This is a genomic window from Vibrio sp. HS-50-1 (genome assembly GCF_024747315.1).
Lineage (GTDB): Bacteria > Pseudomonadota > Gammaproteobacteria > Enterobacterales > Vibrionaceae > Vibrio > Vibrio diabolicus.
The window spans coordinates 664,315-690,947 of record NZ_JAMPZF010000048.1 but is presented as its reverse complement, the minus strand read 5'-3'; the positions used below and the strand labels follow the sequence as shown (position 1 = coordinate 690,947).

The window sequence follows — 26,633 nt, the reverse complement described above, 5'->3', positions numbered from 1 at the left end:
CCTATTTTGCATCAATAGCAAAGCCAAACTGACCAGTTCTATTTGTTTGTTTCTCACCCAAAAGTGAAGTCAAACTTATCGTAATTATCCCGCTCATTGATTTTAGCACACACAATCATACAGCTTATGTTTTAGTGCCATTTCATCTATTAAAAGCGACACCGTTTTTTAACAATTTGAATATAACCTTTTGGTGTTGAAAGTGTTGTGTTTATTGCACAAATCACACAAAAACCAATTGAACATGTAAATATGAAAACATTTGTGTGATTGATATCGCTTAAAACAATTACTGATGACTTTAATATTCAGCCGAATCAATTATAAGGTATGACGTACCCATGAAAACAATCAAAACCTCTATTGCTCTCCTTGTTGGCGCCGCTCTATTATCTGGATGTAATGACGACACTGAATACGTCAATGTTCAGCCTAAAGAAGTAAAAATAGCGACTTACAACCTCTCTTTTGACCGTGCAACTTTTGAAGCTTTAGTGAGTGAAATGCAAATTGAACCAGCGCAGCAAACTGTATTGGTTACTGCCTATTTAGACGGTTCTATCGCCGCTGAAGACAAAACCACTGCGGAAAAAGTCATTCAAATTCGGAACGTTGCTGCGATTATTCAGAAGAATCGCCCTGACGTTCTTATGATGGCGGAATACAACAACGACGGAACAGGCGAAAACAAAGCTGCCCTTGAAGGCTTCCAGAAGAACTACCTGTCTGTCGCGCAAAGCATCAATGGTGCAGGCGGTGAAGCGAACCTTGAACCTATCGAATATCCTTACGCGGAGTCTTACTCTACCAACACAGGTTTGCTAAGCGAGTTTGACCTCGACAACAATGGAACAGCAGGTCAAATGCCGGGCGATGCATGGGGCTTTGGCATGTACCACGGTCAATATGCCTTTGCCCTAATGTCTAAATACAAGATTGATACGGCAAATACGCGTACGTTCCAAGCGTTTAAATGGAAAGATATGGAAGGTGCGAAGATTCCAACCATTACTATCTGTGACGGCTCACAAAAGATTCCAGATGGCATGAAGTGTGGTGATGAGTGGTACTCTGCAGAAGAATGGGATCAAGTACGCCTATCTTCTAAAAACCACGTAGATGCACCAATTATCATTCCGACTCGCAATGGCGAGGAAGTTGTGCATCTACTGATGTCGCACCCTACTCCACCAGTATTCGACCCGGGTAAAAACAAAGCGCAAAACGCAGCCGAAGTAGAGTTCTGGCATCACTACATTCAAGGTAAAGACTATTTCTACGACGATGCTGGTAAGAAAGGCGGCTTAGCGAGCGGGGATAAATTCGTAATGATGGGCGATCAAAACCTTGATCCAGTAGCCGGTGACGGTATTAGCTCTGTAATGCAAGAACTGCATAATGATCCATTGGTTAACCAAACCGTGATGAATGGCGAGCTTTATCCGACAAGCTTTGGTGCAGCCGAACACGCTGTTGACCGCAGCTCCACTCACCCATATCCGAATCGCATCACTTCGACGTTTGGCTTGGGTGTAGATTATGCCTTGCCTTCTGCAAACCTAAATGTGGTGGACTCTGGTGTATACTGGTCAGCTTCTTATGAAGAAGGTCGTAAGCTATTTAACGATGCGCGTATCGGCAAGTATGGTGATGGCAAAGATGTGTCTTCCGACCATCGCATGATCTGGATTAAAGCACAGTTCTAAACTGTGTCATTTAAATAAAAAAAAGCCAACCACAAGGATTCGTGATTGGCTGTATATATTTGTGAACAAAGTGGTTCACTAACAACGTCAGTTGGCTAGGTGACCCTCGGCTTAGAAAGGGTCACTCATACTAAAGCATGAGACGTGCCAACTTTGTAGTGCACAAAAACAGGTTGTTATTTAACCACTTTCATTAAAACTTCACCAATAGCCACTGTTTGCTCACGCAATGAATTGCAATTTGCAAATTATAATTAGCATTTCGCAATAAACCCTACCGTTAACTTTTGTTCTATGGCTTCCTAGCCAAATCACGTGCGAGGATTAATGCGAGTCCGAATACTTGTAAGAAGAGCCCGATATTCTTGTACCAAGCGATCTTTTCATCTTGCTTTGCCATTACCTCATTGAGCTCTACATTCTCAATGTAATAGTCATCAATGCGATCTCTATACGAAGCTTGTGCTTGGTTTATCTTTGACATTAGCTGAGGGAGTTTATCTATTTGTATTTCATCCGATTCGTGATGAGTCCAAGAGGATAAGTGCCCTTCCAATATCTGTTCTATCTCCGAAGGTATCGCTGCGCTCTGACCTATGTGCAAGTGAAGCAGCAACGCCTCTCTTTTTCTTTCTAGAGTTTCAACGCTATTCCACGCGAGTTGGATGGAATACAAGTTTTCCGCCTTTTGCTCTGCGAGTTGCGAATACTGTTTGCCAAGCCTATCAAGGACCAAGCTAGTAAGAACGATCGCGCCAATATTCAGTACTAACCCAATCAGAACGAGTACCCATGGCGGCGGGATATAGCTACGAAGACTTACCATAACTTATCGTACGGAAGATAAATCATATTCAACACAACCAGCGAAAGTATCACTAGGAATGTCACCTGCATGCCCCTAACACGCCTTTTTAAGTCCTCTTTCAATATACCTCGAGCATGGATAATTCGACCGATCACGAAAATAATGCCTGTGAGATGTATCCAGGTTGGGTAAGCACTATTGGATTCTAATAGTGCCATTAGAATCAGAGTAATGGGGATATATTCTGTCGCGTTACTCTGTGCACTACGAGCGATTTGGAGAGCCTCTACTCCTCCGTCAGCATAAGCAACCTGATTTAAGCGACGCTGCTTAATCACTTGAACGGCCAACCAAATAATCAGTATTGCAAGAATGCTAGCGTATAGAGCTGTGATCATATGTCGTCCTTTTTGATCCGGTTTTCATTATATAGCGTGTCACTTGGCTATAAATATAGCGGTATCCTAATGATAATGTGTCAATTAACCTCAAATTATGCTTATAAGAAAACGAGTAAGAGAATACTTTATGGAACTAAAAACGCCCTCGAATAGAGGGCGTGAGAGTGAAATCGTGAATATTCAAGAATGGTGCACTATAAAGGATGATTGGCCAGCTTTTTACGCTTATGCCCTTTGACAATACTTTCAAAGATTGTAAATAACAGCCCCACCCAAATAAAGGCAAAGGTCACTGCTTTAACTTCATCAAACAGTTCACCGAAAAACATGACAGCCAAAACAAACTGCAAGCTTGGTTCAATGTATTGCATTAAACCAACTGTCGATAAGTTTGTTATACGTATCGCGATAGAATAAAAAATCAGTGGTAAAAGCGTGATCGGTGCGCTGCCAAAGTACAAAAGCAATGTTGTGATATCTACACCTGAAGCCAACTCACCCACTGTCCATTGTTTGTAAAACAAATACGCCACGGCAACTGGAGTCAATAGCAGCGCCTCAACAAATAAGGTGGTGCTCCAGTCGTATGTTATCTTCTTCTTGTACAACCCATACAAAGCAAAGAACAACCCCATCGTTAGTGCGATAACAGGTAACTGGCCATAATGAATCACTTGATACATCACGCCAATTGTTGCTAGCACAATTGCGATGAGTTTGCCTTTTGAAAGCTTATCTCCAAGAATAAACACGCCTAGCGCCACTGACACTAACGGTCCAATAAAAAAGCCTAAGCTTGCATCAATGACTCGATGGTGAGTCAAAGCCCAAGTGAACGCACTCCATGAAATACACATCAAACTGCTCGCGACAAACGTGTACCACAAAGATTTTTTGTCACACCAGATTTCTTTCCAATTCGGTCCTCGACGGGTTATACCAAGCACAATTAAAAAACTGACCGGAACTGAGCCGATGATTCGCCATGCCAGCAACTCATCCATTGAAGCATTCGGTAAATAACGATAATAAATGGGTAGCAGCCCCCAAATTACAAAGGAGAATGCTGCCATAAAAGTGCCATAACGAGTGTTATTCATAAAACTATCGCTCATCTAAACGAATAAGTCAGCGCAAACAAATCGCGCTATGCATAATAAAAGGAACGCGATATCCCTGTGAGTTTAAGATGCTGAGGGCATTACTGGTTCAACGCTTGTACTACTGCTGTAAACCCACTCACAAAACACAACATAAGTGCTCCAAACCGAATTTTTTCTTTTGGTAACGATTGGGTGGTTTTCATCGCGAGCCAATACCCAAGTGCTGCCGCAGGTAATAGCGGAATAGTAATCACCAAATGGTGTAATGTGAAGAAACCAGCGGGAATTTGAACAACGAGCGAAATGATGGAACTGAAAACAAAAAATGCCGATAGGTTACCACGTAACTGATTCGCTTCTTGATGTTGCAACAACAACGCCATCGGTGGGCCTCCAATCGCCGAACTGGTACCAAACAATCCAGAAAAGAATCCTGCTAATGTCATACGCGCTGGTGTGGGTTCAACCCGAAACGGTAAAACACTCACCACAACCGCGAATAACACCAAAAAACCAATCCAAAGTGTAAGGGCTTGAGTCGAGACAAAAAACAGTAGCAAGCCGCCAGCGACCGATCCGGGCACACGCCCAATCAATGCCATTTTTAAACCGCCGATTTCAACACTACTGCGGTGCTTCATCGCATTCATCAACGAAATAAATAACGCGACTAAACAGATTGGTGCAGGCACATACTCCGGCGCCCAAAGAATCAGTAAAGGTGCGGCAACAATTGCCAAGCCAAAGCCTATTGCGGTTTGTACATAAGAACCAAGAAATATTAGCCCTATCGCAAGCAAGTTTATCGAATCGAATTCCATTTAGATTATTCTTATATTTGAAAGCCAAACACGAAACCAAAGCACATTCGCACGATGAATGCGTCGAGTGTGTTGTGATATGAATCTCGCGTAGCATTCATCAAAGTGAACAAAAAGACAATCCATTTGTGCGGTTTGCCGTCACTTCTTTTCGTCTTTCATTCAGCCAATGTACGTGTATGCTTATATCTAGGCGAATTCATGCTCGACTGTTCATGCAGCATTTCTTCCACGGAATTAATGACTGCTCAAAAACGGCCGCATTAGACCTTTGACCCCTCCTCCCGCTCTATATAGGCGTAGTCGATTCTCACTACATCGGTATAGCACTTTATGACTCATCGCTTTATACTATTGATCATTTTGTCATTACCGTACTTATTTACACAACAACAAGTGTACGGTCAGTGTTACTTTTTCTACCTTTAACTTGCTGTGAAAATAATATGAGAAAACAAACTGGATTTACTCTAATAGAGTTAGTCGTAGTTATTGTCGTGCTTGGCATTCTTGCTGTCACTGCCGCACCACGCTTTTTAAACCTTCAAAGTGATGCGCGTGAAGCGCGTTTAGAAGGCATGAAGGGCGCGATTGCATCAGCGCTTGGTGCCGGTTATGGGAAAATGGCGATTGCAGGGTTGGAGAGCAAAGCATATGTTGCAAATTTTGATAATAAATTCACCAAAGCAGAGCTGCCTTTCGAAGGCTGTACTATTGGCGCCAACAAGCGATGCGTCTTCTTATACGGATACCCTGATGCAGATGAGACTGCTTTGGGGTTGCTTGTTCATGAACTTGAACATCAGTACGGTACAACAGATTGGAAAATTGAGGCTTTTGAAGATAAAAGGCTCGTAGCGATAATGGCAAGAGATGACAAGAGTGCGTCAAAAGAGAAGTGCAGTATCATTTATGGTCCACCACTTAGAGAAAACCAAGACTATACTCTAGTAATTAATCATTGTTCTTAAAACAACAGGGCTGCCCATCGGCAGCCTTATTTTTAATCTTATCGGGTTTGTTTACGCAAAGTTAAATACGTATTTATCCATCATATTCACCATACGGCCAATCTCTGGCTTGGTAATCGTATCATTTGCGCCAAGAGACAGTGCTTTCGCTCGGTTATCCTCACTCATCAATGATGAGAACATAATGATCGGCATTTCATGAAACGCTTCAGTATCGCGTAGTCTCTTCACTAAGTGCATACCATCCATTCGAGGCATTTCTACGTCCGTAACCACCGCATCTAACAGCTCTTTAACTGGCAAGTTTTCTTCTTTCGCGACCTCGATTAAGCTCATTAATTTCTCATGAGCCTCACCACCGTCTTTACAAGTGATCACATTGTAACCTGAAGAAGCTAATGTATCTTGAATCAAAGAGCGAATAAATGCTGAGTCATCCACCACCATGATCGTTTTAGCATTACGCTTACCCACCATTCTCTGGTTTAGATCTACCGACTTATCCCCTTTCACATCGTATTTTTCCATACTCAGCTCTGGGTTAATATCCGCGATGATTTTTTCAAAGTCGAGAATCATGATCAGGTTGCCTTCTTTGCGGACAACTGCCACTACACAATCTTGTTCGCCCGCTTCCAAAAACTGACTTGGTGATTCCACATCATTCCAAGAGATACGATGAATACGTGAAATACTATCAATCAGAAAGCCATTGGTCATTTTGTTGAAATCAGTAACGATAACAAACTTACGCTCTAGGTCCTGGCGTGTTGGTACACCTAACCAACCAGCTAAATCAACTAAAGGCGTCAATACATCTCTGGACGAAAACACCCCGATCATGTGAGGTTGTGCGTTTGGATAATCGGTTGTCTCTGGTACGCGAATCACTTCTCGTACTTTCGCAACGTTGATGCCGTAATAACAAGTTTTTGTGCTGCCATCCGGCAATGTTTTTTCTAAATGAAACTCGATGATTTCAAGCTCATTGGTACCACTTTCTGTCAAAATGGTGCTGGTTACGTTACTCATAAAGCCAATTATCCAACCAAAATACGCATCAGAAAAAGTTTGATGCAAACGCCATGAGAAGCCATTCTCAGGCTAAAAATCCAAGCATCCTTTTTAGTCGTTACAACAAAGTTTGTAAACCACCAAAAGGACGGCCAACGCACATTTCCATATCAAACTGTGAAAAAATGTCTCATTTTTGAACAGGATAACATGAGTTAACTTAGTGCGACCTTACCTTCCCACTTTTAGCGGCCATTTCGATGAAAAGTTTAGGGTTAATATTGATGTTTTTCGTTGGCCTATCACTATACCCACACATATGAAATCCCTCGTGTATTGGCGTATTCGACAGTATCTTATTCAATTGTGCTCAGTGAATTTCAATTATAGAAAATGTCATTTTCCTTTCCATCAGAAAGGTTTTTCCTACAATCCCTCTTAATACAATCATATTGCGTTGGGCGGTATGACAGTTCGGATAGTAGTGAGGCTCCATTTGAATAATGTTCTTATCATTGATGACCAACCACTTTACAGCGAAGCACTGACTTCTCTTGTTGAGAGCGTAATCAACACAGCCGAAGTCATTCAGTCGAAAGACAGCGCAGAAGTAATGGACTTAGTTCGAAATACAAAAATTGATTTTATTATTCTAGACGTTGTCCTTGGTGATCGAGATGGTATGCGTTTGGCGAAGAATATTTTAGCAACGGGCTATCAAGGTAAATTACTTTTCATTTCTTCACGCGACTATTCCAGCCTTTCTAAAGCGGCTTACGAGATGGGAGCTCATGGTTTCTTGAATAAAAACGAGACAAAAGAAGCTATTGCTGACGCGATTGTGAGTGTCTCACGTGGGTACTCTATGTTTAAGTCTACTCACGCTCCTTCTACTGGTGATGTCACGCTATCCAATCGCGAAGCCATGGTGTTCCACTACTTAGCTCAGGGCTATTCAAATAAACGTATTTCAGAACAACTATCGCTCAGCGCTAAAACCATCAGCACTTACAAAACTCGTATTTTGAAAAAATACCATGCAGATTCATTGATTGAATTACTGCATACGATCCCAAGCGCTGAAAACATTCAATGCGATCGTTAGTTCTTCATATATTTTGCAATGGCATCGGTTAATATCTGATGCATTGCGTCGTGACGATGGCTTTGCTTCATCTGAAGTACAACCTTTGGCCAGCCGTTGGGGTAATAAGATTCAGGAATACGAATAAAACGGTATCCTTCGATTGGCGCCTGATACTCCAGAAAAACCGTCGCCGCCTTTTTTTGTTTGAGCAGCTTTAGCACACTACTCACGTTATCTAGCGCTGCAATTCGATTGATCACCATACCGTGATTTTCCATTGCTCGTTTTGCAAGCTGCTCTTTCTCTTTCCAACCGATAATTTCAAGCATAATAAATGGCAGTTTGGCAGCCTCTTCAAGAGTGGTGATCCCAAGCTCTTCCGGAACAACAACCACAGCAGGCGCGTAGCCAATAAATTTCTGATGGATAGATTTTGGCAATTCATCATTGAAGTAATGAAGCTGGGCATCCACTTTGCCTAAAAGGATTTCGTCCACCGTATATTCCGTGATGGTTGCGACAGTAATATGAGCTTTAGGAAACAGCGTCATTAAATCCATCGCCAACAAGTGTCCAAATGAGTACTGAGCCGTTTGGGGTAAACAGACCGTTATATCCTTACTGTATTTTTCTGGTTTGAATTCTGATCGAACTAAGCATGTTTCTAAGTTATCTAATGCATCTGCTATTTTGGGTAACTGACGCATCAGAAAGTTGGTGGGTTCTAAATGATGTGGGTGACGAATGAATAGTTCATCACCAAGCTGGATGCGTAAGCGAGCAAGATATTTACTGATCGACGCCTCACTCTTGCCCAAGGCTTTCGCTACGGGTTTAAGCTGACGATGCTTTTCTAGCAGAACCAGTATTTTTAATAGGTTTAGATCAAGGTCTTTGTTCACGATACAGTACCAGTTGGGTCTTATGCTAATCAGCAATCAAAGGAGCATTATGCATTGCTCGACTAATATAAAAGACCAAGGGTACTGCTTGGTCAAATTTATCAAACAGTTATGTCATGGTTATGTATTGTTGTCCTCAAACACGCTGTTTTTTCATTTCATATAACTCTTCATCTGCTCTCACGATCACCTCTTGCAGCGTTTCATCCTCTTCGCGCACAGCAACACCAGTACTAACGCTGATCTCTATATCTAATGTATTTAAACGATTGTGTTTAACAACGCTACGGAGCTTTTTCGCTAACATGGAAGCTTTGCTCATGCTGCATCCGGGCAAAATGACAATAAACTCATCACCACCAGTCCTGACTAAGTAGTCACTGTTCCGAAAAACCTTTCTCATTGAGTCTGCAATAATAACAATGACTTCATCGCCAACATGGTGTCCGTAACGATCATTAATCTTCTTGATACGATTTCCGTCAATCGCAATGATAGAGTATGGTTCAACCTCCATTAGATGTTTAAACCGCTCTTCTTTAAATACTCGCCGATTTAATAATCCGGTCAAGTCATCTTGCGTTACATCACTCAGAGCATTTTCTAATTGAATTTTGCTCTGTTTAGATTCATTGGCTTTTCGATAATAGGCGAACGCTACGACAGAATAGATGACAAGAATAAAGCTGTAGTCCACCACTATTTTACTAAACGGATATTGGTAAATAACAAGATTATTATTGTCGGCAACATAGGATTGAGTGTAAGCAAAATGAGCTAAGGGGTAGCTCGGAAAGTAAATAATTATCTGCTTATTTCCGTTACTAACCTCTACGTCAACGGCTTTGCCTTCATTATAAAGCGATGATAAATACAGTTGTTCCGAAAATTCTCCGACAAGCTTCCCTCTATAGTAGACGGGACTCATGATACTTAATGCCATCTCATCTGAATACGTGGTTTTGAAGGGCTTAGAGATAAGAACTCGGTCGGAGAGCTGCTCTTTCCACGCGGCAAGAATACAAGCGTAATTCACTCTGCACCATTCTATATCAAACGTCTCTTTAGATCCCTCTAGAGCTGGGATTGGTCGTTCTAAGATGAGTTTGTCACTAGTGTAAGACCGAAAGTACAATATGGCGTCTTCTCTATCGTAGACATTGGACAAATGAGCTTCTGCTTGGTGTAGTGCTTTACGAGCAACAGTTTCCAAATAATCTAGGTTTTTATACGGCTTTAAAGCATAAATTGCATCTTGAAAACTGAAGTCAGTCAGTACTTCTATTTGTTCGATACTGAAGTTTTCATACTGCGCCAATTGAGCTTCGGTCAACAAGCCTAGCAGAATGACCTTCTGCTTTGTTTTTGCTAAATTGTTAGCGTACGTATTAAATTGCTTCTCCTCATAAGAGATGAGTACAGCACCAATCATGGTCACCGATACAATAAATAACAACATCGCAACCGCAAAAGAAGAAACAAAACTTCTTACATTCATAACACTTTATGTTCCTACTACTTTTGCAAGTTCAATAACATTATTCACATTAAACTTATCTAGAAATCGACGTTTCTTGGTACTCACGGTTTTATCACTGATAGCCACACAGATAAGCATTTGATCACCAAAGATCAAACAGTTCAATTTTTTCATATTTTTACTTCAAAATAGTGATTACCTCTAACGGCATGGGCTTATCAATGTAAAAGCCTTGGCAGATGTCTATTCCACATTCGCGCATGGTTTTATAGGTTACTTCGTCTTCGACACCTTCGGCGACAATACGAATATTTAGGTTTTTCGCTAAAGCACAAATGGCGATGACAATGCTTTTCTTTTTCAGGTCTTCACTCGCTCCGTAGACAAAAGCGCGGTCAAGTTTGATCTCGTTAAAAGGTAACTTTGCCAACTTTTCAAATGTAGATGAGCCCGTACCAAAATCATCAATTGATACCGTGACACCTTTCATTCTGAGCTTGATGAGGTTTTTGTAGATAGATGTGCTAGCTTGGAAAGCTTCCCGCTCTGTAATCTCAATGGTGATTTGTGAAGGGTCGACACCACTTTCCGAGCATTGTTGAATAAAACGATGCGAGAAGTCAGGGTCGTTCAAGTTTTCGTGGTCGACATTAATCGAGACCTTTTGGGTTAATCCCCTATTGTTGATGTCATAGATTGTATTAATCAGCACTGATTGAAAAAGTTCAGAAGACAAATGGCATCGTTTTACGATCGGAAGAAAGTGGTTTGGTAACAACACGCCATAAATGGGATGCACCCAACGCGCTAACGCTTCATAACCTAAAAGCTCACCACTGTGTGCGTCTACCAAAGGTTGGTAATAATTCTTCACTCGCCCCTCACCCAAAGCAAACAAAAACTCTTGGTCTTGCAGTAAGATAGGTTGAGCAAACGCTGTTTTTCGCGTTCTTTCATCTTTTATTTGGTTGAGGAGTTTAACCACTTGCATTTCGTCGTACGGCTTAGGCAGTTCTCCTAATATCTCAAAACTAAACCCTTCGCACATTTCTCGTACTGCCGAGATGATGCTCTGCTCCAACAAACTGACTAGCACGACTTGCCCGTGATACTGAATTTGGTCGAATACTTCCAAGATGTCGATACCGCCTTTTCCCGGCATCTGGAGATCGCAAAAGATCACATCAAAATATTGCTCTTGTGCACATTGACTAGCAGTGTCCACACAATTGAATGTACTGACTGAAGCGCCACTATGACCCAATATTTGGGTAAGTATCTTGGTTTGTAGAGGATGACCATCAATCACCATCACATTAAGCTGTGTATTCATTTATCTCTATCCAATAGTCTATATTTTCGATCTCCTGCTCGATTGGTTAAATTAATCCTGCCACTCGCTGATCAAAATCGACCAGCATTACTCAGCCTCAATGTAAAACTCAGTCTGCTTGTCTGTTCTCAATAACTGTCACTATCAATGAGTTAAAAAAGAAACTACTGGCAAAAATGTGGCAACGGACAACGCTGTAATACGACTTATCGTACTGAGCATAAAGCCTTACTCGGACTGGGCAGTCAGATTAATTTGTGTCGGCTAAAAGTCAAATTTCGACCAATAGCGAAATGAAATATAAATTACTGATATAAAGATAAAAATTTGAAATAAGTCAGAAAAAACCGACAAAACAATCCACCTTTGACTACACAATATTTGCGCTTAATATCTCACCAAAGTGAATACTTGTTGTAAGTCCGTTGGCGAGCATACTCAACAAATGTTTGCTTGCTCGTTTGTAAACCGTGGCTTTTTGTCTCCATCTTGAATGCTTCGCCTTCATTCCGTGATAAACTAGCTCATTAACACGAAAGAAACGCTCAACTTTGCGGTACAGAGCCACAAAAGTAAGTACGGTTTTAACACACTCTGTCTAAAACTATGCTGCTCGAAGCTCAAATTACTACTCGTACGCCCGTTGGAGCAGTAAGAAAATTAAGGTATTAAATTCAAATGGTTAATAACTCAATCCAGTGGTTTCCTGGCCACATGCACAAAGCACGCAAAGAGATCGAAGAAGCAATCCCACAAGTGGATGTGATCATCGAAGTACTGGATGCTCGTATTCCTTTCAGTAGTGAAAACCCTTTGATTTCTCAAATCCGTGGTGACAAGCCGGTCGTTAAAGTCTTGAATAAGCGTGATTTGGCCGATCCTGAGTTAACTCAATTATGGATTGAGCACTTGGAGCAAGAGCAACACGTAAAAGCAATGGCAATCACGACGTCAGAACCGCAAGAAGTGCATCGAATCATGGAGCTTTGCCGTAAACTTGCCCCACACCGTGAAGAGATCGGTAAAAACATTCGTACCATGATCATGGGGATCCCAAACGTTGGGAAATCGACAATCATCAATACTCTAGCTGGTCGAACGATCGCGGTGACTGGTAACCAACCCGCGGTAACACGTCGTCAGCAGCGCATCAACCTGCAAAATGGCATCGTTTTATCCGATACACCAGGGATTCTGTGGCCAAAAGTGGAAAACCCACACAGTGGCTTCCGTTTAGCTGCTACTGGCGCTGTAAAAGATACTGCGATGGAATACGACGAGGTTGCGTTTTACACCATTGAGTATCTAGCAGCTCACTATGCAGACAAGCTTAAAGAGCGTTACCAAATCGAAGAGCTTCCTGAATCAGATATCGAGATCATGGAAGAGATTGGTCGCCGCCGTGGTGCACTACGCGCAGGTGGACGTGTGGACTTGCACAAAGTATCAGAGATTTTGTTGCACGAACTTCGCCAAGGCACACTAGGCCAAATTACACTAGAGCGCCCAGAAATGATCACTCAAGAGCTGATTGAAGTCGAGATTGAGACCGCTCGTAAAGAAGAAGAAAAAGCGAAGCGTAAAGAAGAGCGCCGCAAGCGCTATCTACGTAATAAGCGATAAACTGATATTATCTTTTCCCAATCATATTTTAAGGCGCGATTTTCGCGCCTTTTTTGTTATCTAATGCGCCCATTTTTTCACTTTTCAAACTTTATATTCTCATACAAAATCCAGACATGAAGCACGAAAAAAACACCGCAAAATCGCCGTATAAACTTTAAGCACAAACTAGTTTAGACCCCGGGCCCCTATAGAGTTACAGCCACCATCCAACCCTCAAATGTCGAGTTTGCAAGGGTCTGCAAACTTATGCAACCTGGTTAGTGACACTCTCCCCAAAATCCGCAATATGAATAAGTGTCAGCGCTGGCGTTTTTCCATATGAAGAAGAGATTTATTATGAGTGAAACTATACAAAGCAAACCACTTCCTTCCTTTATTGAGGAACGCCTAGATTTTCATATTCAAGATCTAATTGAACCGAACGAGAACAAGAAACACCTTGTTCTTGGTAAACGTCCAACGTGTAATGCCATTGTTATGCAAAGCAATGATTACCTTGCACTGTCTCATAACAAGGAGATTCAAAACGCGCATCGTGATGCGATTTCTCAACACGATGACAACGTCGTGATGTCCGCGATTTTCTTGCAAGATGATGAATCAAAACCTGCATTTGAAACTCAACTAGCCAGTTTTGTCGGCATGCCTAGCTGTCTGCTTTCTCAATCAGGATGGGCTGCGAATGTCGGTTTATTACAGACTATTTGTGCACCGAACATACCTGTGTATATCGACTTCTTTGCGCATATGTCTTTATGGGAAGGTGCACGTATCGCAGGAGCACAAATTCATCCGTTCATGCATAACAACACCAACCACTTGCGAAAACAGATTTCACGCCATGGTTCGGGAATTATTGTTGTGGATTCGGTTTACAGCACTATCGGAACCATTGCTCCTCTACGTGATATCTACGAAATAGCACAAGAGTTTGACTGCGGCTTAGTTGTGGATGAATCGCACTCGTTAGGTACGCACGGTCCGCAAGGCGCGGGGCTACTGCAAGAGCTGGATTTGACTCATATGGTGGATTTTGTAACCGTAAGTCTTGCAAAGACATTTGCTTATCGTGCTGGCGCAATTTTAGGGGCAGAAAAGCTGGCGAAGACGCTTCCATTTGTCGCGTATCCTGCCATTTTCAGCTCTACCGTGTTACCGCAAGAGATTATTCGGTTAGAAAAAACACTGGACGTCATAAAAAAAGCCGATGACAAACGGGAAATTTTGTTTAAAAGAGCAAAGTCTCTAGCCGTTGGTTTAAAACGTATTGGGTTTACTATTCGCAGTGAGTCGCAAATTATCGCGCTAGAATGTGGCAACGAAAGAAACACTGAGCGAGTTCGCGACTTTTTAGAAGAAAGGAATGTCTTTGGTGCAGTTTTCTGTCGCCCTGCAACAGGAAGAAACAAGAACATCATTCGTTTTTCTGTCAATGCGGACATGACTGCCGCCGAAGTCGATCACGTTCTTTCCGCCTGCCAACAAGCGTTTGTTCATCCTGATCTAGATTTTGTATAAGCTAGAGTGTAGGTAAAAATAAAGAGCTCAGCAGTTTTGCAGGGCTCTTTATTCGGATTCGCATTATGAGCAACTCGTCTCAAGATAACACAATTGCGAGTGATTAAATCCAGTTTGCAATTTTGTCGAATAAGCGATTTTTATCCGCTGGTTTTACGATAAAGTCAGACATGCCAGAAGAGCCTATTTTGTCCAGCGTAACAGGTGAGCTATCCCCAGTATGCGCAATAATAGGTACCGACGCATAGTTTTTATCCGAGCTTCGAATTCGCCTTGAAGCTTCTACACCATCCATGATGGGCATCTCAATATCCATAAGAATGAGGTCAACGTTCTCTTGCTCTAATGTATCCAGTGCTTGCTGCCCGTCTTCTTTCTGAATCACTTCAAAGCCCTGCTTTTCGAGTAACATCGCGGTAAATTTTCGCAAAGATTCGTTATCATCCACGACCATAATTGTCCGCTTATTTGACGTATCTAAAGCCACTGAGGCCGTTGGTGTCGACACATAGCTTGAGTCATACAAGAGACGGTCAATGGTTGGCTTAGTATTCAATAACCAGGCTTGAGTCTCCACCCAAATAGGCTCATATGCCGCTTTGCGCGCTCTCTGTGTCGGGTGATGCTCAAAAAGATAAACGATACGAGCTTCCGTGAAAGACAGAAGAGATTCTAATCTATCCAATTGGTTTGCTCTTGCATCCAAGCTCTCAAGATCGATAAAAATCAGGTCGAATTCGAACTCATACTCTTTCTTTTTGAGCACTTGATTAACATCTAAGATCGTTGATTCAAAACCCATAAAACGGCTAATGTCCGTCACTTTCGACACAAGAATATCTTGATTAGTCACCGTTAGGATGGTTTTGAGTTTGGTCAAATCGTTTTTAATTTCAGTCACGATATCAGATGTGATCGGCGGGAAAGTTAACGTGAACTGAGACCACTCACCTAGCTGAGACTGGCATTCAATGTTACCTCCAAAAGAACGCATCACTTTTTTACAAAATGGCAAACCCAAACCATAGCTGCCTGACTTACCAGTTGTGTAAAAGTCCTGAAATATATTACGTAGGACATCAGGAGCAATACCAGCACCATTATCGGTTACAACGATTTGGTTTGAGTGCTCCATGCTCGTCATGGACACATGTATGTGGAAATCTTCAGATGTGCGGTGATGGAAGGCGTTCTTGAAAAGGTTATACATAACGTATTTAAGTAAGGTATCGCTACCAAGAAAATCAAACTCACTTCTCGCATCTAGGGATATAGCAAAGCGATCCGTCGCACGCTTATAACTAAAGCTTTCAATCGCTTTTTCAACCACTGAATGAGCAGAATGCTTTTGAAAACTGGATCGCGAGACACGGTTTTCGTCTATAGATGTCAGAAGTAAATCTATCGTCTCGTTGCCCGACTGGATGATGTTCATCGCGTCCTCACTAACTTCACGCAGCAGGGTGACATCCTCTCCGCTCATCAGATATTGGTCTTTCTCTGCTTCTTTTTTATTGGGTAAGACTGATTGGATAACATCGATTGACGTGCAAAGGCCACTTAAAGGGTTACGCATTTCATGCGCAATTCCGGCCCCGAATGACTTGGCCAACGACACTTTCGCTTCGTGCTCTACTTGGTTCCGAAAGTAGAATAAATTGCCAAATACATAAATAAAGAGAAAGATTGGCACATGCGTCCAATCCATTGTTAAATCGAGATGAAACCCTTTCGCCACCCAAGCAAAGAACGTCGCTAAACCTATTCCGGCAAAAGTTTGAGCGAACATAACTCTTGTGACATGAACCAATAGAATGTGCAAGAAAATCGCGGACATAAATGACATGACCCAAACATTGGACCAATCATTCATCAGTAACATATAGAAAAAGAAAAACGGTAAACAGATCGTTATCGTCACTTGGTAGTAAATATGGATATATTTTCGCCACGTTGACGACAGGCGATTTCTAAAAATGATACCAAAGAACAATAGTGAACAAAACAATCTGAGCGGCAAGTTTTCATAAGCCTGTGGGAAAACAAAATCCCAAACAAAGTAGTACAGCGGAAAGCCAAGAAACCCCATCCAACCAACGAGAGTCAGGTTGGGTTCTGCATATTGATAAACCTTACGTATCGAGTCCATATTATCTATTTTGCCTACTCCGCCTGACGTCCCAATAGTGTGATTTGCATTCATTCTTATCGTTTTATTATTAAGTAATTATATATTACTTAACGCTTATAAGCAGCGCGAAATGGCGCAAATATTTCGCGGCGCTTGTCTTTAATTTCAATCTTTTAAGATAGCGACACTTGATTTACAACCAAATAAATGAAGTTGCATATAGTTTAGTGTAATTTTGCGATAATCGCGTTGTATCCTAAGGGATGTTAATCTCATATACGTTCGAGACGTTTAAACAGCGCCTTTGGCTCGAACTTCCAAAGATTTAACGACAGCATTCACTGTGGATGTAACGCGGTGATGAACAATTGGCTTGGAGTGTGTTATGGAACCTTTACAAATAAAAAGCGTAATTTTTGATGTGGGAAATGTATTAGTACGCTGGTCTCCGGTAGAGATTGTTCGCTTAACATTTGGTCACTCAGTAGAAGCGGAAAAAATGGCCCAGTTGCTGTTTTCATCACAAATCTGGAAAGACTTAAACAAAGGAATCATTTCCGAAGAGGAAGCCAAACTGTGCTATCAACGTGAGCACAAAGTGACAGCGGAAGAAATGGACCGCTTTTTTTACTACGTAAAACATACACAAATATTACTTTACGGCAGTGTCGAACTGCTAAAAAGAATAAAAAGTGCAGGATATCGCGTTTATGCGCTCACAGACAACGTCAACGAAATTGTTGAGCATCTTCGTGCTACCTATGAATTCTGGCCGCTGTTTGACGGTACAATCATCTCTTCTGAAGTGCAGTTACTAAAGCCACAAGCTGAGATCTACCAAGCCCTACTTTCAACATATCAGCTTCAGGCCGAGGAAACGGTATTTCTTGATGATATGCCATACAACGTCGAAGGGGCCCGAGCGGTAGGCATGGAAGCAATTCAATTTGAAAATGCTCAGCAATGCGAGTCAGAGCTAAAAGCCATGGGGCTTTGCTTTTGAGTCGCCCACTGAAACACAATACTTTAGGTACAGGCACAAAAAAGAGCAGCGTTGATGCTGCTCTTATTGTTAAGCTAAAACGTCAGACTAGGAGTAAATAACGTTTTCTTCTATCCCACTGACTAATGACTGAGCATTCTTCCAACGGAATACCTTCTCCAATACTTCTGTACCACCTGGCGCACGCCAAGTTCGCTCTTGACATTCTTGACCTCCAATATGGCGGTAGAATTCAATTGCAGAAATGTTTTGTGATACGACTTCTAGATAAAGACCAGTGTCTTTAAAGTACTGTTGCTGCCATTCTGCGACAGCAAGTAATAGCTGCTTGCCAATACCACGACCGCGGTAGCTGTCATCAACATGCAGTGCGTCAATAAAGGTTCCACGCTCGAAATCATGGTTGCCAAACACACAAACGAAGCCGAGCAACAAACCACCCTCTTCCGCCAAGACAATGTGCTGGTTGAATGGTGGGTTGGTCAGACGGGTTTGCCAGATCAGTAGTTTGTCGTCAATCGCCTCTTTATCAAGATAGTTATCACTAAGAATGCCACGGTAATGACGCTTCCAACTATCCGCATGAAGATGCGCAATGCGCTCGTAGTCCTTATATTCCGCTAATCGTAAATCCATTACGTATTCCTATTTTCTTACATTTTTTACTTCTTTATAGAGTCTCGGCATATTCCACCTTTATAACACTTGTTTCTTGGCAGATTTTATACACCTTAAGCCAGAGCTCATTTTTTAATACTACTCATTATTCAATTAAAAGCAAAATATCCCATCAAGTTCCTTAATGTACATCCAAAGGAACAGTCACATTTGTCTAACTTTAATTTGACTTACACGTGTACGCTGATATTCTGGCGAACAGTTGTTAGCTCAAAGTTAGGAATACACCTGTGACTCAAAACAAACCACCCATTATCTGGTTGAATACATTGATATTTTCTTCCAGTTTTGTTCTGACTTTTATTGTAATGCCTTGGTATGCATATCATTTTGGACTGGGTTGGGAGCATCTAGTTTGGGGAGTGATGGCATTCAGTTTTACGAATCTTTCTATTACAGCAGGCTATCACCGACTCTGGAGCCACAAAACATACGAAGCTCATCCAATTTTACGTGCTATTTTTGCGATTGGAGGAGCATTTTCTTTGCAAAATAGTGCATTACACTGGTCTTCTGATCATCGTGTACACCACAAGCATGTCGACAATAACGACAAAGATCCTTACTCAGCGAAACGTGGCTTTTGGTATTCTCACATTGGCTGGATGTTACGCGACTACAACAAATCGCAGGAAAACGAATACACCAACTGCCGCGATTTAAAACGTGACAAAATCGTCATGTGGCAACATAAGTACTATGTTCCACTTGCTCTACTCACCAATATTGGCTTTCCGGTCGCTCTTGGAATTATCTACGGCGATATTTGGGGTATGTTATTAGTAGTTGGTGCCGCTCGACTCTTTATGAGCCACCACACGACCTTTTTCATTAACTCACTTGCGCATGTTTGGGGAAAACAGACTTTCACGGACAAAAACACCGCTCGCGACAACGGCGTGTTAGCCTTTTTCACATTTGGTGAGGGCTACCACAATTTCCATCATATCTTCGAGAATGACTATCGTAATGGTGTCTATTGGTGGCATTACGACCCGACCAAGTGGTTGATTAAGTCATGCTCTTGGCTAGGACTGACATCTAAATTACGCACAACGCCTACATTTAGAATTGAAAAAGCTCGCGCAACTCAACTCTTGAAGAAAGCAAAAGAAAAACTGGGAGCAAAACCGAATACGCAGACGATTCTCGATCAGTTACAACACGAGTTTGATGCGCTAGTTCATCACATGCAGGAATATTATGAGATGCGCAAGGAAGTACTCGGTGCAAAAACAGCCAGTGTAGTAAAAAAATACGAGTGCTCTGTGACCAAGATAAAGTATCAGCAAATCAAAGCGGAGTTCGAGCGGCAACAACGCAGTTGGAACCTCATGGTGCGCCGATACGCTTAACTTAACCCATCCTTACGATTTAGCTTCGCTTCGGCGAAGCTTTTTTGTTGCAAGGATTATTACCCTCTTCCAACTCACTGAGTTGTTTCTTTTTCTCATTTTGAATCAATTCCCTCACTATTTATTCAAATTTCTGGTCATATTTTCCTTCCTGCAAACAGCTTCAAACCAGCACATAACACTTAGAAAACCAAATTCCAACAATACAATCTAACGAAATTAATTATTAAATTATTATTTGTCTCAGATCATGCAAGCCCCATATTTGTCTCGTGCCACAGTTAAGAATTCTGTAAATTCCTTGTCATAAACTGAAACAGTTTCTTTCTTTTTTTCATAACATTCGGAGATCCCTATGTTAGAGCTCTTAATTGGCTTAGTTGTCACCATTGCTGTGGGTTACTTTATCGTCAAAGGCTATAAAGCAGCGGGCGTGTTACTGACGGCTGGTATTGCTTTACTTCTTATGACTGGCGTATTGGGGCATGACGTGCTGCCCTCAAAAATCACCTCAACCGGTAACATGGTGACAGACGCGCTAGAATACGTGAAATACATGCTACAATACCGCGGCGGCGGCCTTGGTATGCAAATCATGTTGCTATGTGGCTTCGCTTCCTATATGACTCACATCGGCGCGAATAACGTTGTAGTGAAACAGTTCTCTAAACCGCTTTCTGTTATCAAGTCTCCTTATGTCCTTTTGGTAGCGGCTTACATTGTGGCGTGTTTGATGTCTCTTGCAGTAAGTTCTGCAACCGGCCTTGGCGTACTATTAATGGCGACATTATTCCCAATGATGGTCGCGATGGGGATCTCTCGTCCAGCAGCGGTTGCAGTTTGTGCCTCTCCTGCGGCAATCATTCTTTCTCCAACCTCTGGTGATGTGGTGATCGCCGCCGAAAAATCTGGCTTGGCGCTTGATGTATTTGCGGTACAAACAGTGTTGCCTGTTTCTATTTGCGCAATCATCGTGATGGCTGCCGCGGCTTTCTTCTGGAACAAATACTTAGATAAGAAAGAAAATACGCCAATGGAAAAAATTGACGTATCAGAGATCAAAGCCGATGCACCAGCGTTTTATGCGGCACTGCCATTTCTACCTATCATCGGCGTGTTCCTATTCAACGGTCGTACCATTCCAGGACTTAGCCTAGACATTTACACTATTGTGGTCGGTTCGATTTTCCTTGGCGCTCTGATCCATTACGTTGTAAATAAGTTTGATGGTAAGAAATCACTGGAAGATTTAGATTCTTGTTACGCTGGCATGGCTGACGCGTTCAAAGGCGTTGTGATGCTTTTGGTTGCAGCGGGGGTTTTTGCGCAAGGTCTAATGTCTATCGGCGCTATCGATAACCTACTTCACCTTGCAGACAATGCAGGTGCAGGCGGTGTTGCTTTAATGCTTATCCTTACTGCATTGACAGTTGCAGCAGCGATTGCAACGGGGTCTGGTAACGCACCTTTCTATGCATTTGTGGAGTTGGCACCATCTTTGGCTGCGAAAATGGGACTAAACCCAGCGTTCCTAATTATCCCGATGCTTCAAGCATCAAACCTAGGTCGTACTATCTCACCAGTGTCTGGCGTAATCGTTGCGACATCCGGTATGGCGAACATCAGCCCGTTTGAGGTTGTAAAACGTACATCTATTCCGGTTCTTGCTGGTCTTATCACAGTTATAATTGGTACTATGGTGCTTGTTCCAATGAGTGCCTAACGGCATCGCCAATATTGCTTATCGACAAGGCCCGGCTTCTAGCTGGGCCTATTTCTTTCATCTCTCCAGTGTCATTATTCTTTCTGTATTGCTTTGTAAATGCATTTTAATTGTTACTCAACTCGTGACATATTTCTCGGTTATTACATCGCTTCTTCAGAAGCATTTGCTTAATATCTCAACAGTTTATATAAGAACTGAATACATTAAGAAAATGGGATTTATTATGACTGCATTTATTGTCTTTATCGTTATTGTCCTGCTCATTGTGGTGTACGCCGTCAGTATCTACAACAAGCTCGTTACTCTACAAAACCGTTTCAAAAACAGCTTCGCTCAAATAGAGGTTCAATTAAAACGTCGATACGATTTGATTCCGAACTTAGTTAATACTGCAAAAGGCTATATGGAACACGAAAAAGAAACATTTGAACGTGTCATCCAAGCTCGTAATCAAGCAATTGCTGGCCTGAAAGCAGCCAGTGACGCACCTGGTAGTGATGCGGCAATTAGCCAACTAAACCAAGCAGAAGGCATGCTGCAAAGTGCGTTGGGCAAACTTAATGTTGTAGTGGAAGCCTACCCTGAGCTTAAAGCGAATGAAACCATGAGTCAGCTTCAAGAAGAATTAACCAGCACTGAGAACAAAGTTGCGTTTGCTCGCCAAGCATTTAATGATGCGGTAACCAGCTACAACACATACAAACAAACGTTCCCGCCCGTGTTGTTTTCCAACGCATTCGGATTCCAAGATGGCAAACTGTTAGAGTTTTCTGACAGTGCTGAAATACAAGCGGCCCCGAAGGTTGAGTTCTAATGGATTTCTTTGACCATCAAGATACCGCGCGTCAACGCACTGGGCTTTTGGTGTTCCTGTTTTCCTTAGCAGTTGTCACCATCACTGGTTTGGTAAGCGTATTATCGATTGGTATCTATTACGGAGTAACAGGCGAACACTTTGATCAAGAAACCGCACTTACCTACGTCTTGTTGTGCTTTGCCGGTGTATTGCTGGTTGTTGCGATAAGTTCAACGGTTCGCTTATCCGCCCTCACCTCCAATGGAGGCCGAGGTGTTGCTGAGAGCATAGGCGGCAAGCTGATTTCCTCAAACACCTTAGATGCAAAACATAGACAACTGCTCAACGTTGTGGAAGAGATGGCAATTGCATCTGGTATTCCGGTTCCTCCCGTCTATGTGATGCAGGAAGAGCGCGGTATCAATGCTTTCGCAGCAGGAATGAGCATTGATGATGCCGTCATCGGCGTCACACAAGGCGCACTGGATAGCTTCACGCGAGATGAACTACAAGGTGTCATTGCTCATGAATTCAGCCATATCTTAAACGGAGATATGCGTTTGAATACGCGTCTTATCGGCGTACTGTTTGGCATCACTTGCATTGCACATTTTGGACACTTGGTCTTAGATAACACTCATCATACGAGTCGCGTATCAAGAAGTTCTTCCGATTCCGATAAAGGCTTTGCGGTTATCATGCTGATTGCGATTATCTGTTTGGTTCTGGGCTGGATTGGCACCTTGTTTGGCTCGATGATCAAAGCCGCAATCTCTCGTCAACGTGAATTTCTCGCTGATGCCAGTGCCGTTCAATTTACTCGAAACGATCAAGGCATTGCTGGTGCACTCAAGAAAATTGGTAGTCATATGGCGGGTTCTTCATTGAATACAAAAGCAAGCGATGAGATGAGCCATATGATGTTTGGTCAAAGCAAACTCTCCGGCTTTTCTGGCCTATTTGCGACTCACCCTCCACTAGAAGAACGGATTCGCCGAATTGAACCTGGTTGGGATGGAAGTTTTTCTCAAAGTTCGCATCGTCCAACGACAAGCTTTGAGAATGATAACGTTAGTGGATTCACATCAGGGACATCGACACAACCGGAGAAACCAACCACTGCAGAACTCAGCGAAGTAGGTCAACAACTACTTAACCAACTTCCTTCCGAACTTGTCGACATCGCTCGTGAACCATATAGTGCGCGCTTTATTGCTTTTGCCTTGATATTTGATGGCAGTGAACTCCAGCGAGAGATGATAAAAAGTCATATCCCAAATGTGTCTCAAGCACAATTATTACCATGGCTAGATTATGATTTGCCTCTTCATCTACGCTTTCCATTACTCGAACTCTCCATCCCTGCCTTGAAATCGCTGAGTGAGGGTCAGAAAAACAGACTGTGCCAGGTGCTACGTGAACTCTCTCAAACTGATGACCACTACTCACTCGCAGAATGGTGTGTCATCAACTTATTGGAGAAACAACTACTCGAATCGTATGGATGTACAAAACAGATCCAGTCTTTAAAGCAATTAAAAGAGAGTGTGTTTTGGCTACTGCGCGAATTGGCTTGGGTTAGTCACTCTCAACCGGAAGACGCTCAACGTGCATTTAGCAGCGCCCTAACTTGTTTGGGCTTTAATGATGCAGAGTTACAACCCGCAAATAAGAACTGGGGCCTAAATCGCGCCGCTTTAGAGCTCCTACTGCAGCTCAAACCGAAAAGTCGTCGCTTGTTCGTAAAAGCGTGTCGATTAGCGATTGAATCGGATGGAAAGGTTACCGTTGCGGAAGGAGAACTCTATAGAGTAATCGCCTGCTTCTTAGAAGTTCCAGAGCCGCCACTAACAGTATCAGTCAATACAGGACAAACCCTACCGAGCCAAACACAACAAGCTAACTGACTTTGCTTTAAACAAAAACGCCAGCACTTTTGCTGGCGTTTTTTCATTATGTTTTCTGATTTGACGATTTACGCTGACTTAAATCGATCAGGGATCTTAGTGATACTCTCTCGATAACTAAACCATAAGTAGGTCACGGCGAGAGAGAAGAATAAATACGAAAGTGCGAATACGATTGGAGATGTAATTAATTCAGCCGACATTCCCCACATCACACCAACAACCGTTATCGTCAACTTAGAAAGCATGCCGCAAATTAGTAAGAATAAAGCAAGCTGTGGAAAGCGCGAGCTACGGAATGCAAAGAAATAACAGCTCCCTACCGCTAGAGAAGCAATAGATAGACCCAACATAAATGAATGGATGTGATCTGCAGATGCGACACCAGCAGATACCGAAGCCATGAGTAATAGGAACAGTTTCATAAGTCACCTCACAACAAGTCTAAAAAAGCATCCCTTCATAAATGAAATCTCATTTTTCGCTATATTCTGCTCCTATAATCTGCAATTACAAGTGACTTTTTTGTTCACTTAATGCACAAAAAACCTAATCAGCTCTAGTTATTACAAAAGGTTAACAATTTAAATTTAAGAAACCCTTTACATCCAATACTTACGGCGATAAGACGATATTTCAGTCATTTTTGTTACAGGGAGTTAACACGGTAACATTTTGAAATTTTTTATATGAAATGTGAGCTGTGCACTCAACTGCGCACTGAATTCTCTGTTTTGACTAGTTCCTCGTTCCTTACAACAAAACCATCACTTTTTGATAACACTCCAACCACATACAAAACCATGAATTCACATCCGCTTTTAATGTTTCAAATTATTTTATCAGTAACGGCAAAAAGAGATTCCAATCACATATTTATTGGTTATAATCCGCGCTCATTACGTTAATCGTTGAAAAACGCAAACTAATTTTGAGAAAAAACATCTTTAAACCAACCCTCTTTGCGGCATTGCCAACAAGAGGAAAAACTGAGAATTAAAATGAGCAAGATTGATAAAGCTATGCGCATCCTGTTAGCAGGGTTCTGTATCAACCTTTGTCTTGGCATCCTGTATGCTTGGAGTGTATTCAACAAGGCACTGGTAACTGAATCAGGCTGGAGTGCTGCAGAAGCTTCTGCACCTTATGCAACTGCAACCATCACTTTCTCTATCTGTCTTCTTGTTGCAGGTATTCTTCAAGACCGCATGGGTCCACGTATGATCCTTATCCTAGGTACTGTTCTTACAGGTCTAGGCATGATCGCGTCTGGCTTTGTTGACACTCCACTCATGCTGAACATTACCTTCGGTGTGATCACAGGTGCAGGTATCGGTTTTGGCTACGCATGCCTATCACCTTCTGCAATGAAATGGTTCCACGCTTCGAAGAAAGGCATGGTTAACGGCATTATTGCGGCTGGTTTCGGTCTAGCGGCTATCTACCTAGCACCAGTAACATCATCATTGATCGACAGCATGGGCATTCAAACGAGCTTTATGGTTCTTGGTGTTGGTATCCTAGCAATTGCAGTTCCTCTTGCAGCAACCATCAACAACCCACCAGCAGACTACACACCTGCTGAGCCGAAAGTAAAAGAAGGCCAAGCACCTAAAGCGGTGAAAAAGTCAGATGACCTAACTTGGAAAGCAATGTTGAAAACGCCACAGTTCTACTCTCTATGGATCATGTACGCGTTCGCAGCTTCTGTTGGTCTAATGATCATCGGTAACATCACGACAATCGCAAGCGTTCAAGCAAACTTACCAAACGCCGTTTACCTAGCGTCTATTCTTGCTGTATTTAACTCAGGCGGCCGTGTTGCTGCGGGTATGCTTGCAGATAAAATCGGCGGTGTTCGTACGCTTCTACTTGCGTTCGTCTTACAAGGCGTAAACATGGTGCTGTTCGCAACGTTCGACTCTGAGTTCACTCTGATCATTGGTACTGCGATCGCAGCGGTAGGTTACGGTACACTTCTAGCGGTATTCCCTACTCTAACGGCCGAGTTCTACGGTTTGAAAAACTACGGTACTAACTACGGTGTGCTTTACACTGCATGGGGTATCGGTGGTGCAATCGGCGCAGCAGTTGTTGGCTTCTCTATGACGAACGGCGAAGGCTACACCTTGGCTTACACTATTTCTTCAGCAATGATGGCAGTATGTATCGTACTTGCGTTCATCACTAAGCCACTGTCTGAAGCGAAAGTAGCGCAGCTAAAAAACGCATAATTGCGAATTGATTTGATAGCGAAAAGGCTTAAC

At 42.4% G+C, this 26,633-nt stretch carries 22 protein-coding genes; 11 read left to right on the top strand and 11 right to left on the bottom strand.

Going from position 1 to position 26,633, the window contains the following annotated elements:
- Positions 1–341 precede the first annotated feature (341 nt).
- The gene (locus tag NDJ01_RS22255) at positions 342–1,706 is read left to right on the top strand and encodes an endonuclease/exonuclease/phosphatase family protein (protein WP_258587363.1); all 1,365 of its coding nucleotides are present in this window, start codon (positions 342–344) and stop codon (positions 1,704–1,706) included.
- Between the two features lie 292 nt (positions 1,707–1,998).
- Here NDJ01_RS22255 and NDJ01_RS22250 read toward each other — a convergent pair whose 3' ends face one another.
- The 4 genes from NDJ01_RS22250 to NDJ01_RS22235 all read right to left on the bottom strand — a co-directional run bounded on the left by NDJ01_RS22250 (position 1,999) and on the right by NDJ01_RS22235 (position 4,839).
- Complete coding sequence (locus NDJ01_RS22250) at positions 1,999–2,532, bottom strand: hypothetical protein (RefSeq protein ID WP_047008291.1); 534 nt, start codon at positions 2,530–2,532, stop codon at positions 1,999–2,001.
- Positions 2,526–2,912 (bottom strand): MAPEG family protein, encoded by a 387-nt coding sequence (locus NDJ01_RS22245; protein WP_005395243.1) that lies wholly within the window; start codon positions 2,910–2,912, stop codon positions 2,526–2,528. The genes NDJ01_RS22250 and NDJ01_RS22245 overlap by 7 nt, the downstream gene beginning before the upstream one ends.
- Positions 2,913–3,109: 197 nt before the next feature.
- Positions 3,110–4,015: an EamA family transporter RarD gene (gene rarD, locus NDJ01_RS22240; RefSeq protein ID WP_258587362.1), complete on the bottom strand. Its 906-nt coding sequence runs from the start codon at positions 4,013–4,015 to the stop codon at positions 3,110–3,112.
- 101 nt (positions 4,016–4,116) lie between these two features.
- The gene (locus tag NDJ01_RS22235) at positions 4,117–4,839 is read right to left on the bottom strand and encodes a sulfite exporter TauE/SafE family protein (RefSeq protein ID WP_005395248.1); all 723 of its coding nucleotides are present in this window, start codon (positions 4,837–4,839) and stop codon (positions 4,117–4,119) included.
- A 446-nt stretch (positions 4,840–5,285) separates the two neighbouring features.
- Here NDJ01_RS22235 and NDJ01_RS22230 point away from each other — a divergent pair, with 446 nt between their 5' ends.
- Complete coding sequence (locus tag NDJ01_RS22230; RefSeq protein WP_258587361.1) at positions 5,286–5,810, top strand: prepilin-type N-terminal cleavage/methylation domain-containing protein; 525 nt, start codon at positions 5,286–5,288, stop codon at positions 5,808–5,810.
- 51 nt (positions 5,811–5,861) lie between these two features.
- On the opposite strand, the gene NDJ01_RS22225 is transcribed toward NDJ01_RS22230, so the two are convergent.
- The gene (locus NDJ01_RS22225; RefSeq protein ID WP_025998672.1) at positions 5,862–6,842 is read right to left on the bottom strand and encodes a chemotaxis protein; all 981 of its coding nucleotides are present in this window, start codon (positions 6,840–6,842) and stop codon (positions 5,862–5,864) included.
- 478 nt (positions 6,843–7,320) lie between these two features.
- Between NDJ01_RS22225 and NDJ01_RS22220 the strand changes: the two genes are divergently transcribed.
- Entirely contained in the window at positions 7,321–7,929 is a 609-nt protein-coding gene (locus NDJ01_RS22220) for a response regulator transcription factor (protein ID WP_005395257.1), read from the top strand.
- Here NDJ01_RS22220 and NDJ01_RS22215 read toward each other — a convergent pair.
- The 3 genes from NDJ01_RS22215 to NDJ01_RS22200 form a co-directional block, all read right to left on the bottom strand.
- Complete coding sequence (locus tag NDJ01_RS22215; RefSeq protein ID WP_046876026.1) at positions 7,926–8,813, bottom strand: LysR family transcriptional regulator; 888 nt, start codon at positions 8,811–8,813, stop codon at positions 7,926–7,928. The two genes, NDJ01_RS22220 and NDJ01_RS22215, sit on opposite strands and share 4 nt — an antisense overlap.
- 136 nt (positions 8,814–8,949) lie before the next feature.
- Positions 8,950–10,311 carry a GGDEF domain-containing protein gene (locus NDJ01_RS22210; RefSeq protein ID WP_258587360.1) on the bottom strand — a complete coding sequence of 454 codons (1,362 nt, stop codon included), beginning with the start codon at positions 10,309–10,311 and terminating at the stop codon, positions 8,950–8,952.
- Between the two features lie 160 nt (positions 10,312–10,471).
- Positions 10,472–11,626, bottom strand: a complete 1,155-nt coding sequence (locus tag NDJ01_RS22200; RefSeq protein ID WP_065646309.1) for an EAL domain-containing protein — start codon at positions 11,624–11,626, stop codon at positions 10,472–10,474.
- Between the two features lie 678 nt (positions 11,627–12,304).
- On the opposite strand from NDJ01_RS22200, the gene ylqF reads away from it, so the two are divergent.
- Both ylqF and cqsA read left to right on the top strand, forming a co-directional pair.
- Positions 12,305–13,249 (top strand): ribosome biogenesis GTPase YlqF, encoded by a 945-nt coding sequence (gene ylqF / locus NDJ01_RS22195; RefSeq protein ID WP_005376521.1) that lies wholly within the window; start codon positions 12,305–12,307, stop codon positions 13,247–13,249.
- Positions 13,250–13,588: 339 nt separating this feature from the next.
- Positions 13,589–14,770, top strand: coding sequence for an alpha-hydroxyketone-type quorum-sensing autoinducer synthase (gene cqsA / locus NDJ01_RS22190; RefSeq protein WP_258460022.1), 1,182 nt, complete (start codon positions 13,589–13,591; stop codon positions 14,768–14,770).
- A gap of 103 nt (positions 14,771–14,873) precedes the next feature.
- Here the strand turns inward: cqsA and NDJ01_RS22185 are convergent, their stop codons facing one another.
- Complete coding sequence (locus NDJ01_RS22185) at positions 14,874–16,919, bottom strand: response regulator (RefSeq protein ID WP_258587572.1); 2,046 nt, start codon at positions 16,917–16,919, stop codon at positions 14,874–14,876.
- A 367-nt stretch (positions 16,920–17,286) separates the two neighbouring features.
- Between NDJ01_RS22185 and NDJ01_RS22180 the strand changes: the two genes are divergently transcribed.
- A complete protein-coding gene (locus tag NDJ01_RS22180; RefSeq protein ID WP_258587359.1) occupies positions 17,287–17,904 on the top strand; it encodes an HAD family phosphatase in 618 nt (205 codons plus the stop codon).
- 87 nt (positions 17,905–17,991) lie between these two features.
- Here NDJ01_RS22180 and NDJ01_RS22175 read toward each other — a convergent pair whose 3' ends face one another.
- Positions 17,992–18,540, bottom strand: coding sequence for a GNAT family N-acetyltransferase (locus NDJ01_RS22175; RefSeq protein ID WP_005398196.1), 549 nt, complete (start codon positions 18,538–18,540; stop codon positions 17,992–17,994).
- Between the two features lie 272 nt (positions 18,541–18,812).
- On the opposite strand from NDJ01_RS22175, the gene NDJ01_RS22170 reads away from it, so the two are divergent.
- The 4 genes from NDJ01_RS22170 (at position 18,813) to NDJ01_RS22155 (ending at position 24,366) form a co-directional block, all read left to right on the top strand.
- Entirely contained in the window at positions 18,813–19,937 is a 1,125-nt protein-coding gene (locus NDJ01_RS22170) for a fatty acid desaturase (RefSeq protein WP_005398197.1), read from the top strand.
- A gap of 355 nt (positions 19,938–20,292) precedes the next feature.
- On the top strand, positions 20,293–21,660 hold the full coding sequence (gene dcuC / locus NDJ01_RS22165; RefSeq protein ID WP_065645920.1) for an anaerobic C4-dicarboxylate transporter DcuC: 1,368 nt from the start codon (positions 20,293–20,295) through the stop codon (positions 21,658–21,660).
- Between the two features lie 226 nt (positions 21,661–21,886).
- A complete protein-coding gene (locus tag NDJ01_RS22160) occupies positions 21,887–22,477 on the top strand; it encodes a LemA family protein (RefSeq protein WP_005398201.1) in 591 nt (196 codons plus the stop codon).
- On the top strand, positions 22,477–24,366 hold the full coding sequence (locus tag NDJ01_RS22155; RefSeq protein ID WP_258587358.1) for a M48 family metallopeptidase: 1,890 nt from the start codon (positions 22,477–22,479) through the stop codon (positions 24,364–24,366). The genes NDJ01_RS22160 and NDJ01_RS22155 overlap by 1 nt, the downstream gene beginning before the upstream one ends.
- A gap of 68 nt (positions 24,367–24,434) precedes the next feature.
- Here the strand turns inward: NDJ01_RS22155 and NDJ01_RS22150 are convergent, their stop codons facing one another.
- Positions 24,435–24,791, bottom strand: a complete 357-nt coding sequence (locus tag NDJ01_RS22150) for a hypothetical protein (protein ID WP_005398137.1) — start codon at positions 24,789–24,791, stop codon at positions 24,435–24,437.
- 576 nt (positions 24,792–25,367) lie between these two features.
- Between NDJ01_RS22150 and NDJ01_RS22145 the strand changes: the two genes are divergently transcribed.
- Entirely contained in the window at positions 25,368–26,600 is a 1,233-nt protein-coding gene (locus NDJ01_RS22145; protein ID WP_031780690.1) for an OFA family MFS transporter, read from the top strand.
- Positions 26,601–26,633 lie beyond the last annotated feature (33 nt).

Bases quoted from the DNA above. Each gene is read 5' to 3' on its own strand.
- NDJ01_RS22255 (WP_258587363.1), top strand. From the start codon at position 342: ATGAAAACAATCAAAACCTCTATTGCTCTCCTTGTTGGCGCCGCTCTA.
- NDJ01_RS22250 (WP_047008291.1), bottom strand. From the start codon at position 2,532: ATGGTAAGTCTTCGTAGCTATATCCCGCCGCCATGGGTACTCGTTCTG.
- NDJ01_RS22245 (WP_005395243.1), bottom strand. From the start codon at position 2,912: ATGATCACAGCTCTATACGCTAGCATTCTTGCAATACTGATTATTTGG.
- rarD (WP_258587362.1), bottom strand. From the start codon at position 4,015: ATGAATAACACTCGTTATGGCACTTTTATGGCAGCATTCTCCTTTGTA.
- NDJ01_RS22235 (WP_005395248.1), bottom strand. From the start codon at position 4,839: ATGGAATTCGATTCGATAAACTTGCTTGCGATAGGGCTAATATTTCTT.
- NDJ01_RS22230 (WP_258587361.1), top strand. From the start codon at position 5,286: ATGAGAAAACAAACTGGATTTACTCTAATAGAGTTAGTCGTAGTTATT.
- NDJ01_RS22225 (WP_025998672.1), bottom strand. From the start codon at position 6,842: ATGAGTAACGTAACCAGCACCATTTTGACAGAAAGTGGTACCAATGAG.
- NDJ01_RS22210 (WP_258587360.1), bottom strand. From the start codon at position 10,311: ATGAATGTAAGAAGTTTTGTTTCTTCTTTTGCGGTTGCGATGTTGTTA.
- NDJ01_RS22200 (WP_065646309.1), bottom strand. From the start codon at position 11,626: ATGAATACACAGCTTAATGTGATGGTGATTGATGGTCATCCTCTACAA.
- ylqF (WP_005376521.1), top strand. From the start codon at position 12,305: ATGGTTAATAACTCAATCCAGTGGTTTCCTGGCCACATGCACAAAGCA.
- cqsA (WP_258460022.1), top strand. From the start codon at position 13,589: ATGAGTGAAACTATACAAAGCAAACCACTTCCTTCCTTTATTGAGGAA.
- NDJ01_RS22185 (WP_258587572.1), bottom strand. From the start codon at position 16,919: ATGGACTCGATACGTAAGGTTTATCAATATGCAGAACCCAACCTGACT.
- NDJ01_RS22180 (WP_258587359.1), top strand. From the start codon at position 17,287: ATGGAACCTTTACAAATAAAAAGCGTAATTTTTGATGTGGGAAATGTA.
- NDJ01_RS22175 (WP_005398196.1), bottom strand. From the start codon at position 18,540: ATGGATTTACGATTAGCGGAATATAAGGACTACGAGCGCATTGCGCAT.
- dcuC (WP_065645920.1), top strand. From the start codon at position 20,293: ATGTTAGAGCTCTTAATTGGCTTAGTTGTCACCATTGCTGTGGGTTAC.
- NDJ01_RS22160 (WP_005398201.1), top strand. From the start codon at position 21,887: ATGACTGCATTTATTGTCTTTATCGTTATTGTCCTGCTCATTGTGGTG.
- NDJ01_RS22155 (WP_258587358.1), top strand. From the start codon at position 22,477: ATGGATTTCTTTGACCATCAAGATACCGCGCGTCAACGCACTGGGCTT.
- NDJ01_RS22150 (WP_005398137.1), bottom strand. From the start codon at position 24,791: ATGAAACTGTTCCTATTACTCATGGCTTCGGTATCTGCTGGTGTCGCA.
- NDJ01_RS22145 (WP_031780690.1), top strand. From the start codon at position 25,368: ATGAGCAAGATTGATAAAGCTATGCGCATCCTGTTAGCAGGGTTCTGT.